This is a genomic window from Pseudomonas sp. SDO5591_S426, assembly GCF_054070755.1.
In genome coordinates this window covers 1-17,448 of record NZ_JBSVXD010000121.1, presented here as the reverse complement: position 1 = coordinate 17,448, position 17,448 = coordinate 1, and the positions used below count along the sequence as shown (strand labels likewise).

Here is a 17,448-nt window from a genome sequence, read left to right as displayed (position 1 = left end):
TACATCTGTAGGAGCTGCCGCAGGCTGCGATCTTTTGATTTTCAGGTCTGCGGAATCAAACTCTGCTCACAATCCAACACCAGTCGCGCACCACCCATCTCGCTGCTACCCACCTCAAGCGTAAACCCGTGCAGGCTGACAATCGCTGCGACGATCGACAGTCCCAACCCGAAACCGCTTTTCAGATTGCCCGCCTCGGCGCGATAAAAACGCTGGAACACCGCCTCGCGCTCGGTCTCGGGAATGCCCGGGCCGGAGTCGAGGACTTCGATGCGGGTATGTCCGTTTTCATCGACTCCACGCAAAATTACCTGGCCACCGGGCGGGGTGAATTTGATCGAGTTGCTCAGCAAATTCGCCACCGCTTCGAACAACAAGGCGCGGTCGCCATTGAGCGGCGGCAAGGATTCCGGCAGTTGCAGCTCAAACGTCAGGCCATCGTCTTCCGCCAGTGGCAAGTAAAACTCATGCAGTTCCTGTAGCAACGACACCGGATCAAGCTGCACGAAACCGGAACGGCGCTGACGATCCTCCAGCTCGGAAATCCGCAGCAACCCGCGAAACCGCGCCATCAGCGTATCAGCCTCGCCCAGCACCAAATCCAGTTGCGCCGCTTGCGCCGAGCCTTCACCGGCCTGTTGTTGCATGCGGTAAAGCTGAGCACGCAGGCGGGTCAGCGGCGTGCGCAAGTCGTGGGCAATGTTGTCGCACACACCCTTGACCTCGTGCATCAGGCGCTCGATGCGTTCGAGCATCACGTTGACGATCGCTGCGAGCATGTCCAGTTCATCGCGGCGATTGGACAGCGGCAAGCGCCGGGTAAGGTCACCGGCGACGATGGCTTCGGCACTGGCCTGAATCGCGCGAATACGTCTCAGCGGACGACGGCGCAGCAAGTGCCAACCGACGATGCCGGGCAGGATGGTCAATGTCACACCCCAGAACAGTGCGTGCAGGATGATCCGCGTAACGGCAAACAGCGAGCCGTTGTCGCGCACCAACACCAGCCAAAGTCCGTCCCGGGTCTGGGTCGCCACGGCGTCGCAGCTGTCATTGGGCAGCGTCGGATCGTCGGAGTCGGCGCAGTCGCTGAGCATGTGGATCTTGCCGTCCAGCGGCAGGCCACGGGGGATGTGGTCCAGGGCGCCGCTCAGGTAACGGTGCTGATGATCGAACAGGCCATAGGCGTCGATGCCGCGGATGTCGAAGGTCATGCTGACGGCGAGGGCGTCCAACAGTTGTTCGCCCTGGAAGCGCGAGAACAGATGTTGGCGCTGCATCAGCGAGTGCTTGGCCAGGTTGTCCAGGTACGCGGACACCTCGTAGTACATGACCCCCATCAGAATGCCGCTCCAGATCACGAACAGCGCGCTGTAGAGCGCGAGCAAACGACTGCTGGAAGAGCGCCAGCCCTTAGACGGGTTCGGCAATGACATAACCCGAGCCTCGCACGGTTCGAATCAATGGGGCATTGCCAGGTGGGTCGATCTTTTTGCGCAGGCGGCCGATGTGCACGTCGATCAGGTTGGTGCCGGGGTCGAAGTGATAACCCCAGACCTCTTCGAAAATCATCATCCGCGACAGGATCTGCCCGGTGTTGCGCATCAGGAATTCCAGCAGCTTGTATTCGGTGGGCAGCAGCGTGAGCAATTGACCATCGCGGCTGGCTTCGTGGCTGATCAGGTTCAGCTCCAGATCCGCCACCCGCAGCGTGGTCGCTTGCGCCGTCCCGGTGTTCTGCCGGCGCAGCAGGACTTCGACCCGCGCAGCCATTTCATCGGTGGCGAAAGGCTTGGTCAGGTAATCGTCGCCGCCAGCGCGCAAACCGCGCACGCGCTCGTCAACATCGGAGAGGGCGCTGATCATCAGGATCGGCGTGGCCACGCCCATGGTCCGCAGCGTGGTGACGATCGCCAGGCCATCAAGCTCGGGCAGCATGCGGTCGAGGGTGATCAGGTCATAGTTGCCGCTCACCGCGCGTTCCAGGCCTTCGCGACCGTTGTCGACCCAGTCGACATCGAGTCCGTGGCTGCTCAATTCGGCGACGATTTCCCGGGCGGTCACGGCGTCGTCTTCGATGGTCAAGATGCGGGTCATAGGGCTGGCCTGATTAAGTGTTCACAACGTTGTGCTGCATTTTGCCAAGAAATGAGCGCAGGCTTTCTAAATAAAAGTTCATGGTCAAAGAAAAGATCGCAGCCTTCGGCAGCTCCTGCATTTAAAACGTATTTCCCTGTAGGAGCTGCCGAAGGCTGCGATCTTTTGATCTTCTGATCAGTGCATAAAACCCGTTGAGCATACCGGTTCCTTGCATATTGCATGGGCTGCGGAAGTTCAATGTTTATAACTCGCTGAGCCTTAACGATTTTTCCAAAGTGCGCGAATGGCACGGTGACTGCAACTGCTGATCCACAGAGTTGTAACACCATCTTTCTGCCTGGAGCGATACAACAATGAATAGATCCTCTGATGGTTTCTATCCCGCCATGGATGAGTCGAGCACGCTCTCGGGCGTGTCGTGGGGCGCGATCTTCGCCGGGGCCGCGGCTGCGGCGGCGTTGTCGCTGATCCTCGTGCTGCTCGGTTTCGGCCTGGGATTTTCCGCGGTCTCGCCATGGGCCAATGAAGGCATGAGCGCCAAGGGCCTGGGCATATCGACGATTGTCTGGCTGGCGTTCACCCAGATCGTCGCGTCCGGGCTGGGTGGCTACATCGCCGGACGGCTGCGGGTTAAGTGGGCGTATATGCATGGCGATGAAGTCTATTTCCGTGACACAGCCCACGGTTTTCTCGCCTGGTGCGTGGCGACGCTGGTGACGGCCACGCTGGTGGCGGGTTCAGTCAGCAGCGTGGTCAGCGGCGGAGTGCAGGCCGGCGCGAGCATGGTCGGTGGCGCCGCGAGTGCCGCCACGCAAGCGGCAAGTACCGCTGCCGGCAACACCGACAGCGATCAGTACGGTTATTACATCGACAGCCTGTTTCGCGATGATCGTCCAGCTGCCGTCAGCGATGACGCCGCCCGAGGCACCGTCACCCGAATCTTCGTGCGCTCCCTGAGCAACGACGGGCAACTGGCCGCCGAAGACCGCACCTACCTGGCCCAACTGGTGGCGCAGCGGACCAACCTGACGCAAGCGGACGCGGAACGTCGTGTCGACGAAGTCTATGCCCGCACACAAAAAGCCGTGGCCGACGCCAAACTGGCTGCGCAACAAGCGGCTGACACCGCCGCCAAAGTCGCCGCCTGGACCACGCTGTGGATGTTCGTTGCCCTGCTGGCCGGCGCGTTCTTCGCCAGCTTCGCCGCGACTTTCGGCGGTCGTCGTCGGGACGCAGTGGTGTATCTGGAAACCGACACCTACGTGACCACCCCAACGATTCGTTAAACCAGGAGAATCATCATGCGTTCATTACTGCTGTTCTTTCTCGGCGTACCGATCCCGATCATCATCCTGATCGCCTTGTTCATGCATTGATCCATCGTTGATGGTGGCTGTTACTCCGTCATCGTCGGATCGCCGCCCGGAGCAGGCTCGCTCCCACAGGTTGATCGCGGTCAACTGTGGGAGCGAGCCTGCTCGCGATGGCGTCAAATCAGACGCAGAAAATCTGTCAGTCAATCGGAGTGCTTAAAAAGTCCGGAAGCCCCTCGGCATAAGCGGTAAACGCAGCAACCCGAGGAAACTGCACATCCGCTACCTGATCCGGCACCACATACCGGGTGAAACTCCACGCCACAGCCACCGTGATACCCGCCTGATCAATCTCTCCGTCAGTTTTCAACGGTTGCTTCTCCAGCTCCCGCTCCAATTCCGAATACGCTGCCGCCAATTGCCCTTCAACTCGCTCAACCCAGGGTTCGTACTGAATCTCCGCCGGTCGCAAGTTGCGCTCGTAATATAGCTGCACCGATTTTTCACTGGCGGCCAATGCCAGACCAATCAGGCGCAACGAGCGCCGGCGCTGTTCGAGGTCCGCAGGCATCAAGCTGCGGTCCGGGCCGGCCAGTGCTTCCAGGTAGTCGATGATCAGCGTCGAATCCATCAACACTTCACCATCGTCCAGCACCAGCGTGGGCGCCTTGACCACCGGGTTGATCTGCTGGAAGTGTTCGAAGTGGCGAAACACCGAGACCGATTCGTGCTCCAGTACGATGCCCAAGCGTTTGGCAGAAATGGCGACGCGTCTTACATAGGGCGAATCCAGCATGCCGATCAGCTTCATTTAACCGCTCCTTGAGTGAGCCATTTCGGGAGGAACAACCTTAGCTGAGGTTCGCAGGCCTGCAAACGCAGCCGTTTGTCTTCTATATACCTGTGCCGAATTGAATTTCTTGCTATAAACGCACTCCGATATCCGCCTGAATGCCTGCCGTAGAGCATTTTCGAGGCTTTGTCGGGCAAATTCGCTGTCTTTTCAGTTGCTGAGGCCTCAAGTCGGCCTTAGACTGCCGCCCCTCGTAAATTGAGTGCCGGGTGGCGCTTGGTATAAACGGCGCCTTTCCGATGGCCTGTCCAGGTCTGCCGGAACGCTCCCTAATTCGCCTTAATGCACGTTTTTTTATAGAGATATCAATGACAAAGGACAAGTTGCTGGCCATGCCGGCGGATGACTACATGAATGCCGAGCAACATGCTTTTTTCTCCGAGCTGTTGCAGAACATGAAAGTCGAAACCCATGAGCGCATCGAACAGAACCGCATCGCCATCGAGAGCCTGGACACCCCGGCCGACCCGGCTGACGCGGCTTCCGTTGAAGAAGAGCGCACCTGGCTGGTGAACGCGATCGATCGCGACCAGCGCATGCTGCCTCAGTTGGAACAAGCCCTGGAACGCATCAAGGAAGACAGCTTTGGCTGGTGCGACGACAGCGGCGAGGCAATCGGCCTCAAGCGCCTGCTGATCAGCCCGACCACCAAGTACTGCATCGAAGCTCAAGAGCGTCACGAGCAGATCGACAAGCACCAGCGTCAGGCCTGATTTCGCAGCGCCCCGCATCGCGGGCAAGCCCACTCCCACAGGATCATCGAGAGTCCCGGGGAAGCAGGCTTGCCCGCGATGCTTTTTGTCGCCCGGAAAATCTCGAACACTTCTATTGATCTACTGCAACGCCCTCGACTAAAGCCTCATAGATAATGGCTTTATAGTGGCGTTTAATGCGAAGACAACAATTAGAAGAATTTTGGGGTGACAACGATGACGAGAGACGAGTCTCTGGTTGCGGCAGTGCCTGCACCAGTGTTTTTGCCGAAAAACCGCTGGCTGACACCCACGCTGCAAAGCATCGCCCTGGTGCTGTTGCTGTGTGGAATGACCCTCGGCGGCTGGTCGCTTTACCTCGGCCTGCCAGTGGCCGTACTGGTTGTCTGGCTACCACGCTTGCGCTCACGCGCACCCTCAGAATCCGCTCCTGCCGATACATCCAGCGCCATCTCCACGTTAACCCGCGATCTTTCCTACACCACCAGCCATAACGCGCTGTCGGCCGCCGGTGTGGCCTTTTCCGTCAAGCAACTGGCTGACAAGCTGCAATCGCAACTTGGTGCTGCGGCACAAATTGTCAGCAATGCCGAAGTCATGATCGCCACTGAACAAGCCACCTCGACCCTAAGTCGTGAAGCCCTGAGTGCTGCGAGCGAGGCGCATCAGAGCGGTGCGGCAGGGCGGACCGAGTTGATCGAATCGATTGCGCGCATGCATCAGCTCAGCCAACGCGCCAACAGCAGCCGTGAGCTGATCGAAGCCCTGAGCCTGCGCAGCGATGACATCCAGCGTGTGACCCTGGTGATCCAGTCCATCGCCAGTCAAACCAACCTGCTGGCCTTGAACGCGGCAATCGAAGCGGCGCGGGCCGGGGAACACGGCCGTGGCTTCGCGGTGGTGGCTGACGAGGTTCGCGGACTCGCCGCGCGTACGGCAACCGCGACCGGTGAAGTCGGGGAAATGGTGGCCGACATTCAGCAACGCACTGCGCAAGTGGTGGAGCAGATCCGCCAACTGTCCAGCGACCTCGACACCGGTGTCGAGCAGGTCGAGCACACCGGTCAGCACCTGGAAAACATCGCCCGGCTCGCGGCCAGCGTCGAAAGCCAGGTCGGGGAAATCGCCCGAGGTGCGGACACCAACCGCGAACAACTCGACAGCCTGTTTCACGCCATTCAACAGATGCGCAGCGACCTGGCCATCAGTGATCAACAGACTCGGCGCCTGGCCGAAGCCGCCGTGCAGATGGAAGGCCAGGCCGAAACCATCAGCGAACGCCTGGCCGAAGTGGGGCTCGATGACTATCACCAGCGGATCTACGACCTCGCTCGGGAAGGTGCGAGCCAGATCGCGGCGCGTTTCGAAGCGGACATCGAAGCTGGCCGTATCAGCCTGGACGATTTGTTCGACCGCAATTATCAGGCGATCCCCGATACTGTCCCGGCGAAATACCAGACGCAGTTCGATCGCTATACCGATCAGGTCCTGCCGTCGATCCAGGAACCGTTGTTGCCCCGACATGAAGGCCTGGTGTTCGCCATCGCCTGTACCCAGCAGGGCTACGTGCCGACCCACAATCAGGTCTTCAGCCAGCCGCTGACGGGCGACGTACAGGTCGATACCCTGCAAAACCGCACCAAACGCAAATTCGCCGACCGCACGGGTATTCGCTGTGGCAGTCACCAGCAGGCGGTATTGCTGCAAACCTACACCCGCGATACCGGTGAACTGATGCACGACCTGTCGGTGCCGATCATGCTCAAGGGCAGGCATTGGGGAGGCTTGCGCTTGGGCTACAAGCCGGAGAAACCTCGTTAGAGGCGGGTGATTGTTACCGTTTTGGAAACGAAGCTGTACACAGTCGTTATTGTTTCTTCGCCTGCGGACTCATTACCATACCTACATAGTTAGGTTGCTAACGGAGTTCGGAGGTCAGCATGCAAAGCAAAGTCGATGTCGCGGTAATGATTGGCAGCGGTGTGCCCCCCAGTTTGCGCGCTCTGGGGCAGAGTGTGTGCTGGGTGGTGTTGCTCAACGGTGAGCGTCGGGGGACGGCATTTTCCAGTCGCACCGAAGCAGAGGAGTGCAAGGCTGCCTGGCTGGCGCAGTTGAACGCCGAGAAACCCGACAGCCTGCATTAAGCCTGAGGTTAGTGAATCTGGTGCATGCGCAGGTTGAGGTCGTCGACCACCCGCGCCCAGTCGGCATCTTCACGCAGTTGTTCTTTGAGGAAACCTGCCTGTTGCGGCGTCCAGAACTCGGCATCGATGAGTTTCTTGTCGTCGGGGAGTGGTGAATGGCTGGCAATGAAATCGTCGATAGCTTTCTGGGTGGAGTCCAGGCCGAGCTGGTCGAACAAACCTTTCAAATCGTGGGTCGGTGATTCCATTTTCATCTCCTTGCAGGTTGCCGGTCGAATCGAATACGAGATCTGAGCTACGGCTTCTCTACTTCTGAGAGAGCCGTGCTTCAAGAGTTCGAAAACGATGTTTGAACGCAGGAGAGAGCATAGACCGCAAACCCGGTCTTCAGGCTTTCAATGCACCGGCATCGACCGCGGCCTTAAGTTCTTTGGCGGATTCCTGTGCGGCGACGGCGGCGATATCCGAGGACTTGAACCAGCGGTCTTTCTCGACCTGGTGATAGGTCACGGTTTTCAGCGGTGGCTTGGCGCGCATGACGATCACTGCCTGAAACTCGCCGTCGACTTCTCTGGCTTCGCCCCGGATAAAAAACTCGCCGATATCAAATTCCGTCACGTAGCAGCCTTCCCTTGGAAATACATTGTTGTTCTCAACGCAGCCCGCTTTCTGGGGGATGCGTTTTATTGGGCGGGCAGTATGGCAGTAGTTGCACATCGCCGCCTGAGATAAGTCGCCGGGCAGACGAAACGCTCACTAACGCGAGAGCGTTCGGCAACTCAATAGCGTGATTCAAGCTGCCGGGCGAGGGCGCAGGCTTCGTTGTGGTCCGCTCGGAAACCTCTGACGCGTCCTGTGGAAATATCCTTGATGTGAAAGAAGGCATTGCCGGCCAAAACCACCTGAAACCGCGGCCGGGCCGGGGCGCCGTGAAGCAGTTGATGGGCGTGGACGAGTGTCGGGAACGAGGTTGATGCGGTTGCCGTGTCTGGCGCCAGGGGATAGGCAAAGTGAGTCAATGTGCACATATGAAGTCCTTTTCATTGTTTTTACCGACGTATGTACGTCGTTATGGGTAGTCTGCGAGAGCATCGCTGCTCTAGAATCACCGTCACTGGTGGGTGAATGATGTTTATCTAAAGCAATTTTCTGCGGGCGATATGTAGGAAAAGTGCTTTTCTTGATCGGTTTTTTCCCCGATGTTGATAGTCCATAATTTTCTGGCAGCCAGCAGGGAGTTTTCCTTCAACCCCTGACGAACGCCAGGCAGGACGATGCGAGTAACGTTCCAGTAGTCTTCCCGTTACTTCGTGATGGATGAGTGCACTGCTCATTCAGGATTTCATCTCGGGTTATTTGGCTGCACCTTCGGCATTGCCGCTTTATTGGCTGTGCGTTTTTTTCCGCGTACGGCACCATTTTTCAGATGTGGGGATGTTTCCTTGGCAGTAAGTAATCTCGATATGCATGCTTTGTTCGTGTTGGGTGATTTGCGCGCAAAGCTGGTCAAGCAGTTTCAGTCACGTTTCGTTTACATCACCGAGCAGAACGCGGAAGGTATCTACATCGCCGAAGTCGACACGGAATCGGCGCTGGTGGTGGACGATAAGCCGGGGCTCAAACTCAAGGTTGGCGATCATTTCAGCGCCTCGGTGTTGCCCAGCCGTGAAGGCGGCAAGCTGGAAATCAAATTCCGCGAAATCAAACTGACGGTGTATGGCCTGGGCGACTATGCCTTTGTGACCACCGCCGACGGGCAGGCCATTTTGTTCAAGGAAGGTCACAGCGTGGTGACGGTGTTCGCCGCCCACCAGCAGTTGCAGGAAGGCCTGACCAAGACCCTCAAGGCCGTGACCGCCAAGGCTGCCAAATGGCGCAAGGGCGAACTGGTGACGTTCAAGGCCAGCGAGTAATGAGCCTGACCCGCGCCGACTTCCATCAACAGAACCAGGCCAGCGCTCAAGCCGAGGCCCGGCGACTGTTCGAGCACAAAGCCGTCATGCAGGGACCCTGGCTGAACTGGGTCGCATCACAGCTCTACGCGTTGCGCCCGGCGGAATACGCCGGCATGGTCAGAAGAGAGCTGATGCGCTTGCAGGAAATTTCCGAAAATTGATCGATGCCCCTCGAAAGCAGGAACCTCTACTACAGTCAATTGACTGAGTATTCAGAGGCTTCGCGGTCCTCCGCCCGGCCATCCTGCTATTGCTGTGAACAGCACGAGGTGCAAAAGCATGAAAGGTTTTCGACGGTTGCTGGCTGCGGTCCTGGCCACTTGCGGTTTGTTGGCGTCACCCGTTCCGGTGTTGGCCGCCCAGGCGCCGATTCATTTCGCCGACCTGAACTGGGAAAGCGGCAGCCTGATTACCGATATCCTGCGGATCATTGTCGAAAAGGGCTACGGCCTGCCGACCGATACGTTGCCGGGCACTACGATCACCCTGGAAACCGCACTGGCCAACAATGACATTCAAGTCATTGGCGAGGAGTGGGCCGGGCGCAGTCCGGTGTGGGTCAAGGCCGAGGCCGAAGGCAAGGTCGTCAGTCTCGGCGATACGGTCAAGGGCGCCACCGAAGGCTGGTGGGTGCCGGAGTACGTGATCAAGGGCGACCCGGCCAAAGGCATCAAGCCAATGGCACCGGACCTGCGCAGTGTCAGCGACCTGCCCAAATACAAGGACGTGTTCAAAGACCCGGAAGCGCCGAGCAAGGGACGATTCCTCAACAGCCCCATCGGCTGGACGTCGGAAGTGGTCAACAAGCAGAAGCTCAAGGCCTATGGGCTGGACGACAGCTATGTGAATTTCCGCAGCGGTTCGGGGGCGGCACTGGATGCGGAGATCAGCTCGTCGATCCGCCGCAGCAAACCGGTATTGTTCTATTACTGGTCGCCGACGCCATTGCTCGGCCGTTTCAAACTGATCCAGCTGGAAGAGCCACCATTCGACGCCGAAGCCTGGAAAACCCTGACCGACGCCGACAACCCGAATCCACAGCCCACCCGTTCGCTGCCCTCGAAACTGTCCATTGGCGTGTCCACGCCGTTCCAGAAGCAGTATCCGCAGATCGCCGAGTTCTTCACCAAGGTGGATTTTCCCATTGAACCGTTGAACAAGGCGTTGGCCGAGATGAGTGAAAAGCACACCGCGCCGCGCCAGGCAGCAGAAGCGTTCATGAAGAAGCACCCGGACGTGTGGAAGGCCTGGGTGCCCAAGGATGTGGCCGACAAGGTGTCCGCCGAGTTGAAGTGATGTGTTGAGTTTGGAACTGTCATCGCCAGCAGGCTAGCTCCCACCTTGGACCGCCGGTGTTCCTGGAATCCATGTGGGAGCTAGCCTGCTGGCGATGCTTTTAATCGCATAAATCTCTCGTTCGTCAGCCTTCGTACCAGCGGTCATGCACATCCAAAAAAGCCGACTAGGATGATTTGACCAAATCCCTTTCAAGGATCTTCAACCATGACCTTTGCGTTGGCTCAATGGCTGGTGACGATATTTGCGGCGATTGCTCTGGTACACGTTTATTGGGCGCTGGGGGGCGAATGGGCTGCTGTAGCGGCCGTTCCTCAAGTGCCGCATGAAGGCAGTACGCAACTGCGCCCGGCCTTCAAGCCGCGAGGCTGGCTCACGTTGCTGGTGGCGGCTGCCCTGTTGGTAATTGCCCTGTTGGTGTGTTTGCGCGTCGGCTGGTGGCTGCCGCAGGTGGATCATCAAGTGTTGCAGTGGGTGATAAGCGCCATCGCGCTTTTGTTGTTCGCCCGTGCGATTGGCGATTCGGAACTGGTGGGTTTTTTCAAGGAGGTCAAAGGCTCCAGGTTTGCGCGGTGGGATACCTGGGTGTATTCGCCGTTGTGTGTGGTGTTGGGGAGTGGATTGCTGGCAGTGGCCTGGATCTGAGGCGTGATCGAAAAGCATCGCGGGCAAGCCTTGCTCCTACAGAATTTGCGGCGGATCACCATTGTGTGAACCTGCCAAAAAACCGTAGGAGCAAGGCTTGTCCGCGATGAGGCCAGTCCAGTCGCCGAAATCTCGAGGTTAGCTACCACTCTCAGTCCGCCGACTACTCACCTCAGCCGGCACATCATCCCCCGCCATGCGCTTACGAAAAAGCGCCGCCCGCGCCAGCAGCAATGTTGTCACCGGAACCGTAATTGCCAACAAAATCGGAATCAGCCAGGCATGCAGCACCGGCCCGGACTTGAGTGCCGAAAAGTAGATGATCGAAGCCAGCGCCACGCACCACGCGCCCAACGTCGAGGCCAGCGCCGGCGGGTGCATGCGCTGGAAGTAATCCTTCATGCGCAGCAACCCCGTGGCGCCGATCAGCGCGAACAGACCGCCAAGCACCAGCAGGATCGCCACCGGGATTTCCACCCACAGAGACAGTTCAGCGTTCATTCGATCACCTCGCCGCGCAGCAGGAATTTCGCCAGGGCAAACGAGCCGACGAAGCCGAACAGCGCGATCAGCAGCGCCGCTTCAAAATACGTGTCACTGGCATAACGAATGCCCAGCGCCAGCATCATCAGCATCGCGATGATGTACAGATAGTCCAGCGCCAGGACCCGGTCCTGGGCGGACGGGCCTTTGAACAGACGGACCAGGGTCAGGATCATCGCCACGGAAAACAGGAACAGACTGAACAGAATCGCGTTCGACAGCAAGGCGCTCATTCGAAGATCTCCATTAGCGGACGCTCGTAGGTCGTCTTGAAGTGTTCAATGAACAGCGCTTCGTCATCCAGATCGAAGACGTGCAGCAACAGAATGCTGCGGTCCAGCGCCAGCTCCGACCAGACTGTGCCGGGCACCACGGTGCAGATCATCGACAGCGTTGCCAGGCCGTTGGCATCGCGCAGGTCCAGCGGCACTTTGATGAAGCGCGAACGCGGCGGACGGCGGCCAGCATTGAGCACGCCCCAGGCCACTGCCAGATTGGAGACCACCACGTCACGCCCGACGAGGAGGAACAGACGAAGGATGGTGCCGGGGCGACGAATACGGATCGGCAGCGGGCGTAACTTGCGCATCATCAACGGCGCACAAAAGCCCAGCGCAGCGCCCAGCAGCAGATTGCCGGGGCTCATCGACACGTTCAGCACCAGCCACAACAACCACAGGGCCAGCGACAGCCAAGGCGCAGGAAACAGACGCTTCATGGTTGCACCTCCAGCAGCGCCGCCCGGGCTTCCGGACTCGGCACCGCGCGCGTGCCGAGCACGGCCATCACGTATTGCTGCGGGTTGTTCAAGGCATTGGCGGCGGCTTGGGTGTAGCGCAACAGTGGTTCGGCCTGGAACGTCAGCGCAACGCTCAGGCCCAGCAGGGCGAAAATCGGCACGCACTCAAGGCGTCGCAGCACTGGCGATGGCCGTTCTGCCGGGGTCCAGAAACGCTGGATGCCCACGCGCGAAAAAGCTACCAGCGATGCCAACCCCGAGAGAATCAGCAGCGCCAACAAACCCCACGCCGCATTCGAGATCGGCGCGTCACCGCTGTTGCCCAGGCCCATCGGATTGAGCAGGGCGCTGAGCAGGCTGAGTTTGCCGATGAACCCGGACAGCGGTGGCATGCCGATGATCAACAAGGCACACGCGATGAAGCTCAAACCGAGGAACGCCATGGTCCACGGAATCACTTGGCCGACCACTGCTTTCTGATCGTCGTCGAGGTTGACGCCCTTGGCCGGATGCAACGATTCCAGCGGCCGTGGCAGCATCTCGTTTTCATCCTCCAGCGGAATTTCGTTGGCCGAGCGCGAGCGTTCGATCAACTCCGCCAGCAGGAACAGCGCGCTCAACGCCAACGTCGAGCTGACCAGATAGAACAATGCCGCGCCGATCAGATTGGGCTGAGCGAAACCGATGGCCGACAACAGAATCCCTGCCGACACCAGAATGCTCAGGCTGGCCATGCGTTCCAGGCGTTGAGCGGCAAGGATCGCCACGGCCGCGCAGACGATGGTCGCCATGCCGCCGTAAATCAGCCAGTCGCCGCCGAAATACGCCGATGCTCCGGCCTGACCGGAGAACAGCAACGTCCACAGGCGCAGCAAGGTGTAGATGCCGACCTTGGTCATGATCGCGAACATCGCCGCCACTGGCGCGCTTGCCGAGGAGTACGCCGGCACCAGCCAGAAGTTCAGCGGCCACATGCCGGCCTTGGCCAGGAACGCCACCGCGAGAATCCCCGCACCGGCATGCAGCAGCCCGCGATCGGCTTCCGGCACCAGCGGGATTTTCAGCGCCAGGTCGGCCATGTTCAGGGTGCCGGTGACGCCATAGATCAGCGCGGCGCCGATCAGGAACAGGGTCGATGCCAGCAAGTTGATCGAGATGTAATGCAGCCCCGACGACACCCGCGCCCGGCCGGAGCCGTGCAGCATCAGGCCATAGGACGCGGCTAGCAGCACTTCGAAGAACACGAACAGGTTGAACAGGTCCGCCGTCAGGAACGCGCCATACAGGCCCATCAACTGAATCTGGAACAGCGCATGGAAACTCGAACCGGCACTGTCCCAACGGGCCATGGCGAACAGCAGGGCGCTGACACCGATGATCCCGGTCAGCACCAGCATCAACGCCGACAGGCGATCGACCACCAGCACCAGGCCAAACGGTACCTGCCAGTTGCCCGGCAGGTACACGCCGATGGAGCCGGGCACGTCGGTAGTTTGCGTCCATTGCAGCAGCAACAGCGAGATGCCCAGGCCCAACAGGCTGGAGAACAGATTGATTTTGGCTTTGAGCGGGCGGTGTTTCTCGCCGAGCATCAGCATGATCGCGGCGGTCAGCAGCGGCAGCAGGATGGGCGCGGCGATCAGGTGCGTCATTGCATTCATTCTTTAGGCTCCCGGCCATCCACATGGTCGGTGCCGGTCAGGCCCCGGGAGGCCAGCAAGACCACCAGGAACAGCGCGGTCATGGCGAAGCTGATGACGATTGCGGTCAGCACCAGCGCTTGCGGGAGCGGGTCGGTGTAGTGCAACAGATCCTGCGGCACGCCGTCCTTGATGATCGGCTCCTTGCCGATGAACAGGCTTCCCATGCTGAAGATGAACAGGTTGACGCCGTAGGACAGCAGGCACAGGCCCATGACCACCTGGAACGTCCGTGGACGCAGGATCAGCCACACGCCGGACGCGGCCAGAACACCGATGGCGATTGCGATGACTTCTTCCATCAGATGGCCTCCTTCATGGCGACGGGTTTAGGCTGGGACGCGGTTTTGTGACCCCGCACCGATTGGTGGGCGAGGGCGGTGAGGATCAACAGCGTCGAGCCGACCACCACAGCGTAAACGCCAATGTCGAAGAACAGCGCGCTGGCGAGGTGAATGTCGCCCAGCAACGGCAGGTCGAAATGCCAGGTGTGGGTGGTCAGGAACGGATAGCCGACCAGCATCGCCCCCAGGCCGGTGAGCGTGGCGAACAGCAAGCCAACGCTCATCCAACGCAGCGGCCGCAGGCTCATTTGCGCCTCGACCCACTGAGTGCCCGCCACCATGTATTGCAGGATGAACGCCACCGACATCACCAGCCCGGCGACAAAGCCGCCGCCCGGTTGGTTGTGTCCGCGCATGAACAGGTAGAACGACACCACCAGCGCAATTGGCAACAGCAGGCGCACCAGCACCGCCGGGACCATCATGAAGCCGAGCGCGGTGTCGCTGGCGTGACGCGGGTTGACCAGGTCGGTGACCACGTCCGGCGCGAGCAAACGCTGCTGGGCCGGCAACTGCAGGCTTTCTTTCGGCGGGCGGAAACGGCGCAGCAGGGCGAACACGGTCAGCGCCACGGCCGCCAGCACGGTGATTTCGCCGAGGGTGTCGAACCCACGGAAGTCCACCAGCATCACGTTGACCACGTTGCTGCCGCCCCCTTCGGGCAGCGCACGGCTGAGGTAGAACGAGGAAATGTCGTTGGGTGTCTGGCGCGTCAGCATCGCGTACGAAAGCACCGCCATGCCGCCGCCGACCACGGTCGACAGCAGCAAGTCGCGGATACGGCGGATGCGCGCTTTGCGCAGGCTGCTCGGCAGGGGCGACACCTCTTCGATCCGGCGTGGCAGCCAGCGCAGGCCCAGCAGGATCAGCACGGTGGTCACCACTTCGACCACCAGTTGCGTGAGGGCCAGGTCCGGCGCCGAGAACCAGACGAAAGTCACGCAGGTCATCAGGCCGCAGACGCTGACCATGGTCAGTGCCGCGAGACGGTGATACTTGGCTTGATAAGCCGCACCGAGGGCGCAGGCAATCGCCAGCAACCAGAGGATCACGAACACAATCGAACCCGGAATCTTCGGCCGGTCGCCCCAGCTCAGGCTGCTGTGCAACATCGGGATCAACCCGGCCAGCACGGCGGCGAGGACCATCAGGAACAGTTGGGTTTGCAGGCGATGGGTGCTGATTCGTCGCTCGAGGCGACGGGCCAGGCGCATCTTGAGCACCAGGCTGAGTTCGAACAGGCGCTTGCCATTCAGTCGGCCAACCAGTGGCGGACGGCTGAAACGACCGCGCTTGAGCTGATTACGCAGCAGCAGATAGAGCACGACACCGCAGGACATGGCGATCAGGCTCATGATCATCGGCGCGTTCAAGCCGTGCCAGATCGCCAGGCTGTACTCCGGCAGGGTGCCGCCCACCACCGGCAGCGCGGCGGCGGCAAGCAACGGGCCGACCACTTGCGCCGGGAAAATTCCGACCACCAGACAGGCGAACACCAGCAACTCCACCGGCGCACGCATCCAGCGTGGCGGTTCGTGCGGCGTGTGCGGCAGGTCGGTGGCAGGCGGGCCGAAGAACACGTCTACGGTGAAACGCAGGGAGTAGGCAACGCTGAACGTCCCGGCGATGGTCGCGACGATCGGCAAGGTCGCTTCGACCCACGCCGTGGCGTTGATGAACACGGTTTCGGCGAAGAACATCTCTTTCGAGAGGAAGCCGTTGAGCAACGGCACACCGGCCATGGAGGCGCTGGCGACCATGGCGAGGGTGGCGGTGAACGGGATCAGCTTGACCAGGCCGCTGAGCTTGCGAATGTCGCGGGTGCCGCTTTCGTGGTCGATGATCCCGGCGGCCATGAACAGCGAGGCCTTGAAAGTCGCATGGTTGAGAATGTGGAACACGGCGGCCACGGCCGCCAGCGGGCTGTTCAGACCCAACAACAGGGTAATCAGGCCCAGGTGGCTGATGGTCGAGTAGGCCAACAGACCCTTGAGGTCATTCTGGAACATCGCGCAATAAGCGCCGAGCAACAGGGTGCACGCCCCGGCGCCGCTGACGATGTAGAACCATTCTTCACTGCCGGACAGCGACGGCCAGAGTCGCGCGAGCAGAAACACCCCGGCCTTGACCATGGTCGCCGAGTGCAAATAGGCCGACACCGGTGTCGGTGCAGCCATTGCGTGAGGTAGCCAGAAATGGAAGGGGAATTGCGCACTTTTGCTCAGTGCGCCGATCAGGATCAGGGGTAACAGGATAGGGTAGAGGGCATGTGCACGAATCAGATCGCCGGCGGCCAGGACCTTGTCCAGGTCATAGCTGCCGACCACATGGCCGAGCAGCATGACCCCCGCCAGCAGGCACAAACCGCCCGCACCGGTGACCATCAACGCCATGTACGCACCGCGTCGCGCATCGGCGCGGTGGTGCCAGTAGCCGATCAACAGGAACGAGAAGAGGCTGGTCAGCTCCCAGAAAAACACGATCTGGATCAGGTTGCCGGAGATCACCAGCCCGAGCATCGCGCCCATGAACGCCAGGAAAAACGCGAAGAAGCGCGGCACCGGATCGTTCGGCGACATGTAGTAACGCGCGTACAGCGACACCAGCGTGCCGATGCCCAGCACCAGCATCGAGAACAGCCAGGCGAAACCGTCCATGCGCAGGACGAAGTTCAAGCCCAGGCTCGGTAGCCAGAAAAACTCTTCGCGGATCACGCCGCCATGGGCGATTTGCGGGTACAGGAGGGCGACCTGGACGGTGCCGATCAAGGCAACCAGACCAGCCAGCAACGATTCGGTGTTACGCGCATTGTGTGGCAGCACCGCTGCCAGACAGCTGCCTATGAAAGGCAGAAGCAGTAGAACTATCAGGGACATAGGCTTCTAATCTGCGGAAGTTTGTGAAGCATCATACGTGCCAGCTCCCGGATCACCAAACGCCAAGCTGTCGCAGAATCCTACAAGGTAGACGGAAAAAGCCTGCTTCACATTGTTTCAGGAATATGGATTTCGCCTGTGCCGGCCCCATCGCGGGCAAGCCCGCTCCCACAAATATCGGGTCGCACCCAACGCCTGCATACCCCTTCCAACCCTGTGGGGGCGGG

General features: G+C 60.0%; 20 protein-coding genes. 8 read left to right on the top strand and 12 right to left on the bottom strand.

What is annotated here, in order from left to right:
- Window positions 1-41: 41 nt before the first annotated feature.
- Complete coding sequence (locus ACW9JC_RS20880) at window positions 42-1,436, bottom strand: sensor histidine kinase (protein WP_457457282.1); 1,395 nt, start codon at window positions 1,434-1,436, stop codon at window positions 42-44.
- The gene (locus ACW9JC_RS20875) at window positions 1,414-2,097 is read right to left on the bottom strand and encodes a response regulator transcription factor (protein WP_338586129.1); all 684 of its coding nucleotides are present in this window, start codon (window positions 2,095-2,097) and stop codon (window positions 1,414-1,416) included. Before ACW9JC_RS20875 ends, ACW9JC_RS20880 begins: the two co-directional genes overlap by 23 nt.
- 356 nt (window positions 2,098-2,453) lie before the next feature.
- Here ACW9JC_RS20875 and ACW9JC_RS20870 point away from each other — a divergent pair, with 356 nt between their 5' ends.
- Window positions 2,454-3,386 (top strand): hypothetical protein, encoded by a 933-nt coding sequence (locus ACW9JC_RS20870; protein ID WP_457457280.1) that lies wholly within the window; start codon window positions 2,454-2,456, stop codon window positions 3,384-3,386.
- A gap of 226 nt (window positions 3,387-3,612) precedes the next feature.
- Here ACW9JC_RS20870 and ACW9JC_RS20865 read toward each other — a convergent pair whose 3' ends face one another.
- The gene (locus ACW9JC_RS20865; protein ID WP_457457278.1) at window positions 3,613-4,224 is read right to left on the bottom strand and encodes a glutathione S-transferase; all 612 of its coding nucleotides are present in this window, start codon (window positions 4,222-4,224) and stop codon (window positions 3,613-3,615) included.
- A gap of 350 nt (window positions 4,225-4,574) precedes the next feature.
- Here ACW9JC_RS20865 and ACW9JC_RS20860 point away from each other — a divergent pair, with 350 nt between their 5' ends.
- The 3 genes from ACW9JC_RS20860 to ACW9JC_RS20850 all read left to right on the top strand — a co-directional run bounded on the left by ACW9JC_RS20860 (window position 4,575) and on the right by ACW9JC_RS20850 (window position 7,123).
- A complete protein-coding gene (locus ACW9JC_RS20860) occupies window positions 4,575-4,979 on the top strand; it encodes a TraR/DksA family transcriptional regulator (RefSeq protein ID WP_007907888.1) in 405 nt (134 codons plus the stop codon).
- A 216-nt stretch (window positions 4,980-5,195) separates the two neighbouring features.
- Entirely contained in the window at window positions 5,196-6,800 is a 1,605-nt protein-coding gene (locus tag ACW9JC_RS20855) for a methyl-accepting chemotaxis protein (RefSeq protein WP_457457275.1), read from the top strand.
- Between the two features lie 119 nt (window positions 6,801-6,919).
- On the top strand, window positions 6,920-7,123 hold the full coding sequence (locus ACW9JC_RS20850; RefSeq protein ID WP_338586133.1) for a hypothetical protein: 204 nt from the start codon (window positions 6,920-6,922) through the stop codon (window positions 7,121-7,123).
- Window positions 7,124-7,131: 8 nt separating this feature from the next.
- Here the strand turns inward: ACW9JC_RS20850 and ACW9JC_RS20845 are convergent, their stop codons facing one another.
- The 3 genes from ACW9JC_RS20845 to ACW9JC_RS20835 form a co-directional block, all read right to left on the bottom strand.
- Complete coding sequence (locus ACW9JC_RS20845; RefSeq protein ID WP_047530030.1) at window positions 7,132-7,371, bottom strand: DUF2789 domain-containing protein; 240 nt, start codon at window positions 7,369-7,371, stop codon at window positions 7,132-7,134.
- 139 nt (window positions 7,372-7,510) lie between these two features.
- Window positions 7,511-7,741 carry a hypothetical protein gene (locus ACW9JC_RS20840; RefSeq protein ID WP_150768615.1) on the bottom strand — a complete coding sequence of 77 codons (231 nt, stop codon included), beginning with the start codon at window positions 7,739-7,741 and terminating at the stop codon, window positions 7,511-7,513.
- Window positions 7,742-7,902: 161 nt separating this feature from the next.
- Window positions 7,903-8,151 carry a hypothetical protein gene (locus tag ACW9JC_RS20835; protein WP_457457273.1) on the bottom strand — a complete coding sequence of 83 codons (249 nt, stop codon included), beginning with the start codon at window positions 8,149-8,151 and terminating at the stop codon, window positions 7,903-7,905.
- A 435-nt stretch (window positions 8,152-8,586) separates the two neighbouring features.
- Between ACW9JC_RS20835 and ACW9JC_RS20830 the strand changes: the two genes are divergently transcribed.
- The 4 genes from ACW9JC_RS20830 (at window position 8,587) to ACW9JC_RS20815 (ending at window position 11,019) form a co-directional block, all read left to right on the top strand.
- A complete protein-coding gene (locus ACW9JC_RS20830; RefSeq protein WP_416130312.1) occupies window positions 8,587-9,036 on the top strand; it encodes a hypothetical protein in 450 nt (149 codons plus the stop codon).
- Window positions 9,036-9,239, top strand: coding sequence for a hypothetical protein (locus ACW9JC_RS20825; protein ID WP_457457271.1), 204 nt, complete (start codon window positions 9,036-9,038; stop codon window positions 9,237-9,239). Before ACW9JC_RS20830 ends, ACW9JC_RS20825 begins: the two co-directional genes overlap by 1 nt.
- A 118-nt stretch (window positions 9,240-9,357) precedes the next feature.
- Window positions 9,358-10,374 carry an ABC transporter substrate-binding protein gene (locus ACW9JC_RS20820; RefSeq protein WP_338586136.1) on the top strand — a complete coding sequence of 339 codons (1,017 nt, stop codon included), beginning with the start codon at window positions 9,358-9,360 and terminating at the stop codon, window positions 10,372-10,374.
- 207 nt (window positions 10,375-10,581) lie between these two features.
- Window positions 10,582-11,019 carry a DUF3995 domain-containing protein gene (locus ACW9JC_RS20815; RefSeq protein ID WP_338586137.1) on the top strand — a complete coding sequence of 146 codons (438 nt, stop codon included), beginning with the start codon at window positions 10,582-10,584 and terminating at the stop codon, window positions 11,017-11,019.
- Window positions 11,020-11,157: 138 nt separating this feature from the next.
- On the opposite strand, the gene ACW9JC_RS20810 is transcribed toward ACW9JC_RS20815, so the two are convergent.
- Genes ACW9JC_RS20810 through ACW9JC_RS20785 form a run of 6 tightly spaced genes read right to left on the bottom strand, consistent with a single transcriptional unit; the run spans window position 11,158 to window position 17,221 of the window.
- Window positions 11,158-11,520 carry a Na+/H+ antiporter subunit G gene (locus ACW9JC_RS20810; RefSeq protein WP_338586138.1) on the bottom strand — a complete coding sequence of 121 codons (363 nt, stop codon included), beginning with the start codon at window positions 11,518-11,520 and terminating at the stop codon, window positions 11,158-11,160.
- Window positions 11,517-11,795 (bottom strand): K+/H+ antiporter subunit F, encoded by a 279-nt coding sequence (locus tag ACW9JC_RS20805; RefSeq protein WP_419709875.1) that lies wholly within the window; start codon window positions 11,793-11,795, stop codon window positions 11,517-11,519. The genes ACW9JC_RS20810 and ACW9JC_RS20805 overlap by 4 nt, the downstream gene beginning before the upstream one ends.
- Window positions 11,792-12,280 (bottom strand): Na+/H+ antiporter subunit E, encoded by a 489-nt coding sequence (locus ACW9JC_RS20800; protein WP_448107283.1) that lies wholly within the window; start codon window positions 12,278-12,280, stop codon window positions 11,792-11,794. Before ACW9JC_RS20800 ends, ACW9JC_RS20805 begins: the two co-directional genes overlap by 4 nt.
- Window positions 12,277-13,962 carry a monovalent cation/H+ antiporter subunit D gene (locus tag ACW9JC_RS20795; protein WP_457457267.1) on the bottom strand — a complete coding sequence of 562 codons (1,686 nt, stop codon included), beginning with the start codon at window positions 13,960-13,962 and terminating at the stop codon, window positions 12,277-12,279. The genes ACW9JC_RS20800 and ACW9JC_RS20795 overlap by 4 nt, the downstream gene beginning before the upstream one ends.
- Entirely contained in the window at window positions 13,959-14,303 is a 345-nt protein-coding gene (locus ACW9JC_RS20790) for a Na+/H+ antiporter subunit C (RefSeq protein ID WP_007986256.1), read from the bottom strand. Before ACW9JC_RS20790 ends, ACW9JC_RS20795 begins: the two co-directional genes overlap by 4 nt.
- Entirely contained in the window at window positions 14,303-17,221 is a 2,919-nt protein-coding gene (locus ACW9JC_RS20785; RefSeq protein WP_457457265.1) for a monovalent cation/H+ antiporter subunit A, read from the bottom strand. The genes ACW9JC_RS20790 and ACW9JC_RS20785 overlap by 1 nt, the downstream gene beginning before the upstream one ends.
- Between the last annotated feature and the right edge of the window lie 227 nt (window positions 17,222-17,448).

Bases quoted from the DNA above. Each gene is read 5' to 3' on its own strand.
- ACW9JC_RS20880 (WP_457457282.1), bottom strand. From the start codon at position 1,436: ATGTCATTGCCGAACCCGTCTAAGGGCTGGCGCTCTTCCAGCAGTCGT.
- ACW9JC_RS20875 (WP_338586129.1), bottom strand. From the start codon at position 2,097: ATGACCCGCATCTTGACCATCGAAGACGACGCCGTGACCGCCCGGGAA.
- ACW9JC_RS20870 (WP_457457280.1), top strand. From the start codon at position 2,454: ATGAATAGATCCTCTGATGGTTTCTATCCCGCCATGGATGAGTCGAGC.
- ACW9JC_RS20865 (WP_457457278.1), bottom strand. From the start codon at position 4,224: ATGAAGCTGATCGGCATGCTGGATTCGCCCTATGTAAGACGCGTCGCC.
- ACW9JC_RS20860 (WP_007907888.1), top strand. From the start codon at position 4,575: ATGACAAAGGACAAGTTGCTGGCCATGCCGGCGGATGACTACATGAAT.
- ACW9JC_RS20855 (WP_457457275.1), top strand. From the start codon at position 5,196: ATGACGAGAGACGAGTCTCTGGTTGCGGCAGTGCCTGCACCAGTGTTT.
- ACW9JC_RS20850 (WP_338586133.1), top strand. From the start codon at position 6,920: ATGCAAAGCAAAGTCGATGTCGCGGTAATGATTGGCAGCGGTGTGCCC.
- ACW9JC_RS20845 (WP_047530030.1), bottom strand. From the start codon at position 7,371: ATGGAATCACCGACCCACGATTTGAAAGGTTTGTTCGACCAGCTCGGC.
- ACW9JC_RS20835 (WP_457457273.1), bottom strand. From the start codon at position 8,151: ATGTGCACATTGACTCACTTTGCCTATCCCCTGGCGCCAGACACGGCA.
- ACW9JC_RS20830 (WP_416130312.1), top strand. From the start codon at position 8,587: ATGCATGCTTTGTTCGTGTTGGGTGATTTGCGCGCAAAGCTGGTCAAG.
- ACW9JC_RS20825 (WP_457457271.1), top strand. From the start codon at position 9,036: ATGAGCCTGACCCGCGCCGACTTCCATCAACAGAACCAGGCCAGCGCT.
- ACW9JC_RS20820 (WP_338586136.1), top strand. From the start codon at position 9,358: ATGAAAGGTTTTCGACGGTTGCTGGCTGCGGTCCTGGCCACTTGCGGT.
- ACW9JC_RS20815 (WP_338586137.1), top strand. From the start codon at position 10,582: ATGACCTTTGCGTTGGCTCAATGGCTGGTGACGATATTTGCGGCGATT.
- ACW9JC_RS20810 (WP_338586138.1), bottom strand. From the start codon at position 11,520: ATGAACGCTGAACTGTCTCTGTGGGTGGAAATCCCGGTGGCGATCCTG.
- ACW9JC_RS20805 (WP_419709875.1), bottom strand. From the start codon at position 11,795: ATGAGCGCCTTGCTGTCGAACGCGATTCTGTTCAGTCTGTTCCTGTTT.
- ACW9JC_RS20800 (WP_448107283.1), bottom strand. From the start codon at position 12,280: ATGAAGCGTCTGTTTCCTGCGCCTTGGCTGTCGCTGGCCCTGTGGTTG.
- ACW9JC_RS20795 (WP_457457267.1), bottom strand. From the start codon at position 13,962: ATGAATGCAATGACGCACCTGATCGCCGCGCCCATCCTGCTGCCGCTG.
- ACW9JC_RS20790 (WP_007986256.1), bottom strand. From the start codon at position 14,303: ATGGAAGAAGTCATCGCAATCGCCATCGGTGTTCTGGCCGCGTCCGGC.
- ACW9JC_RS20785 (WP_457457265.1), bottom strand. From the start codon at position 17,221: ATGTCCCTGATAGTTCTACTGCTTCTGCCTTTCATAGGCAGCTGTCTG.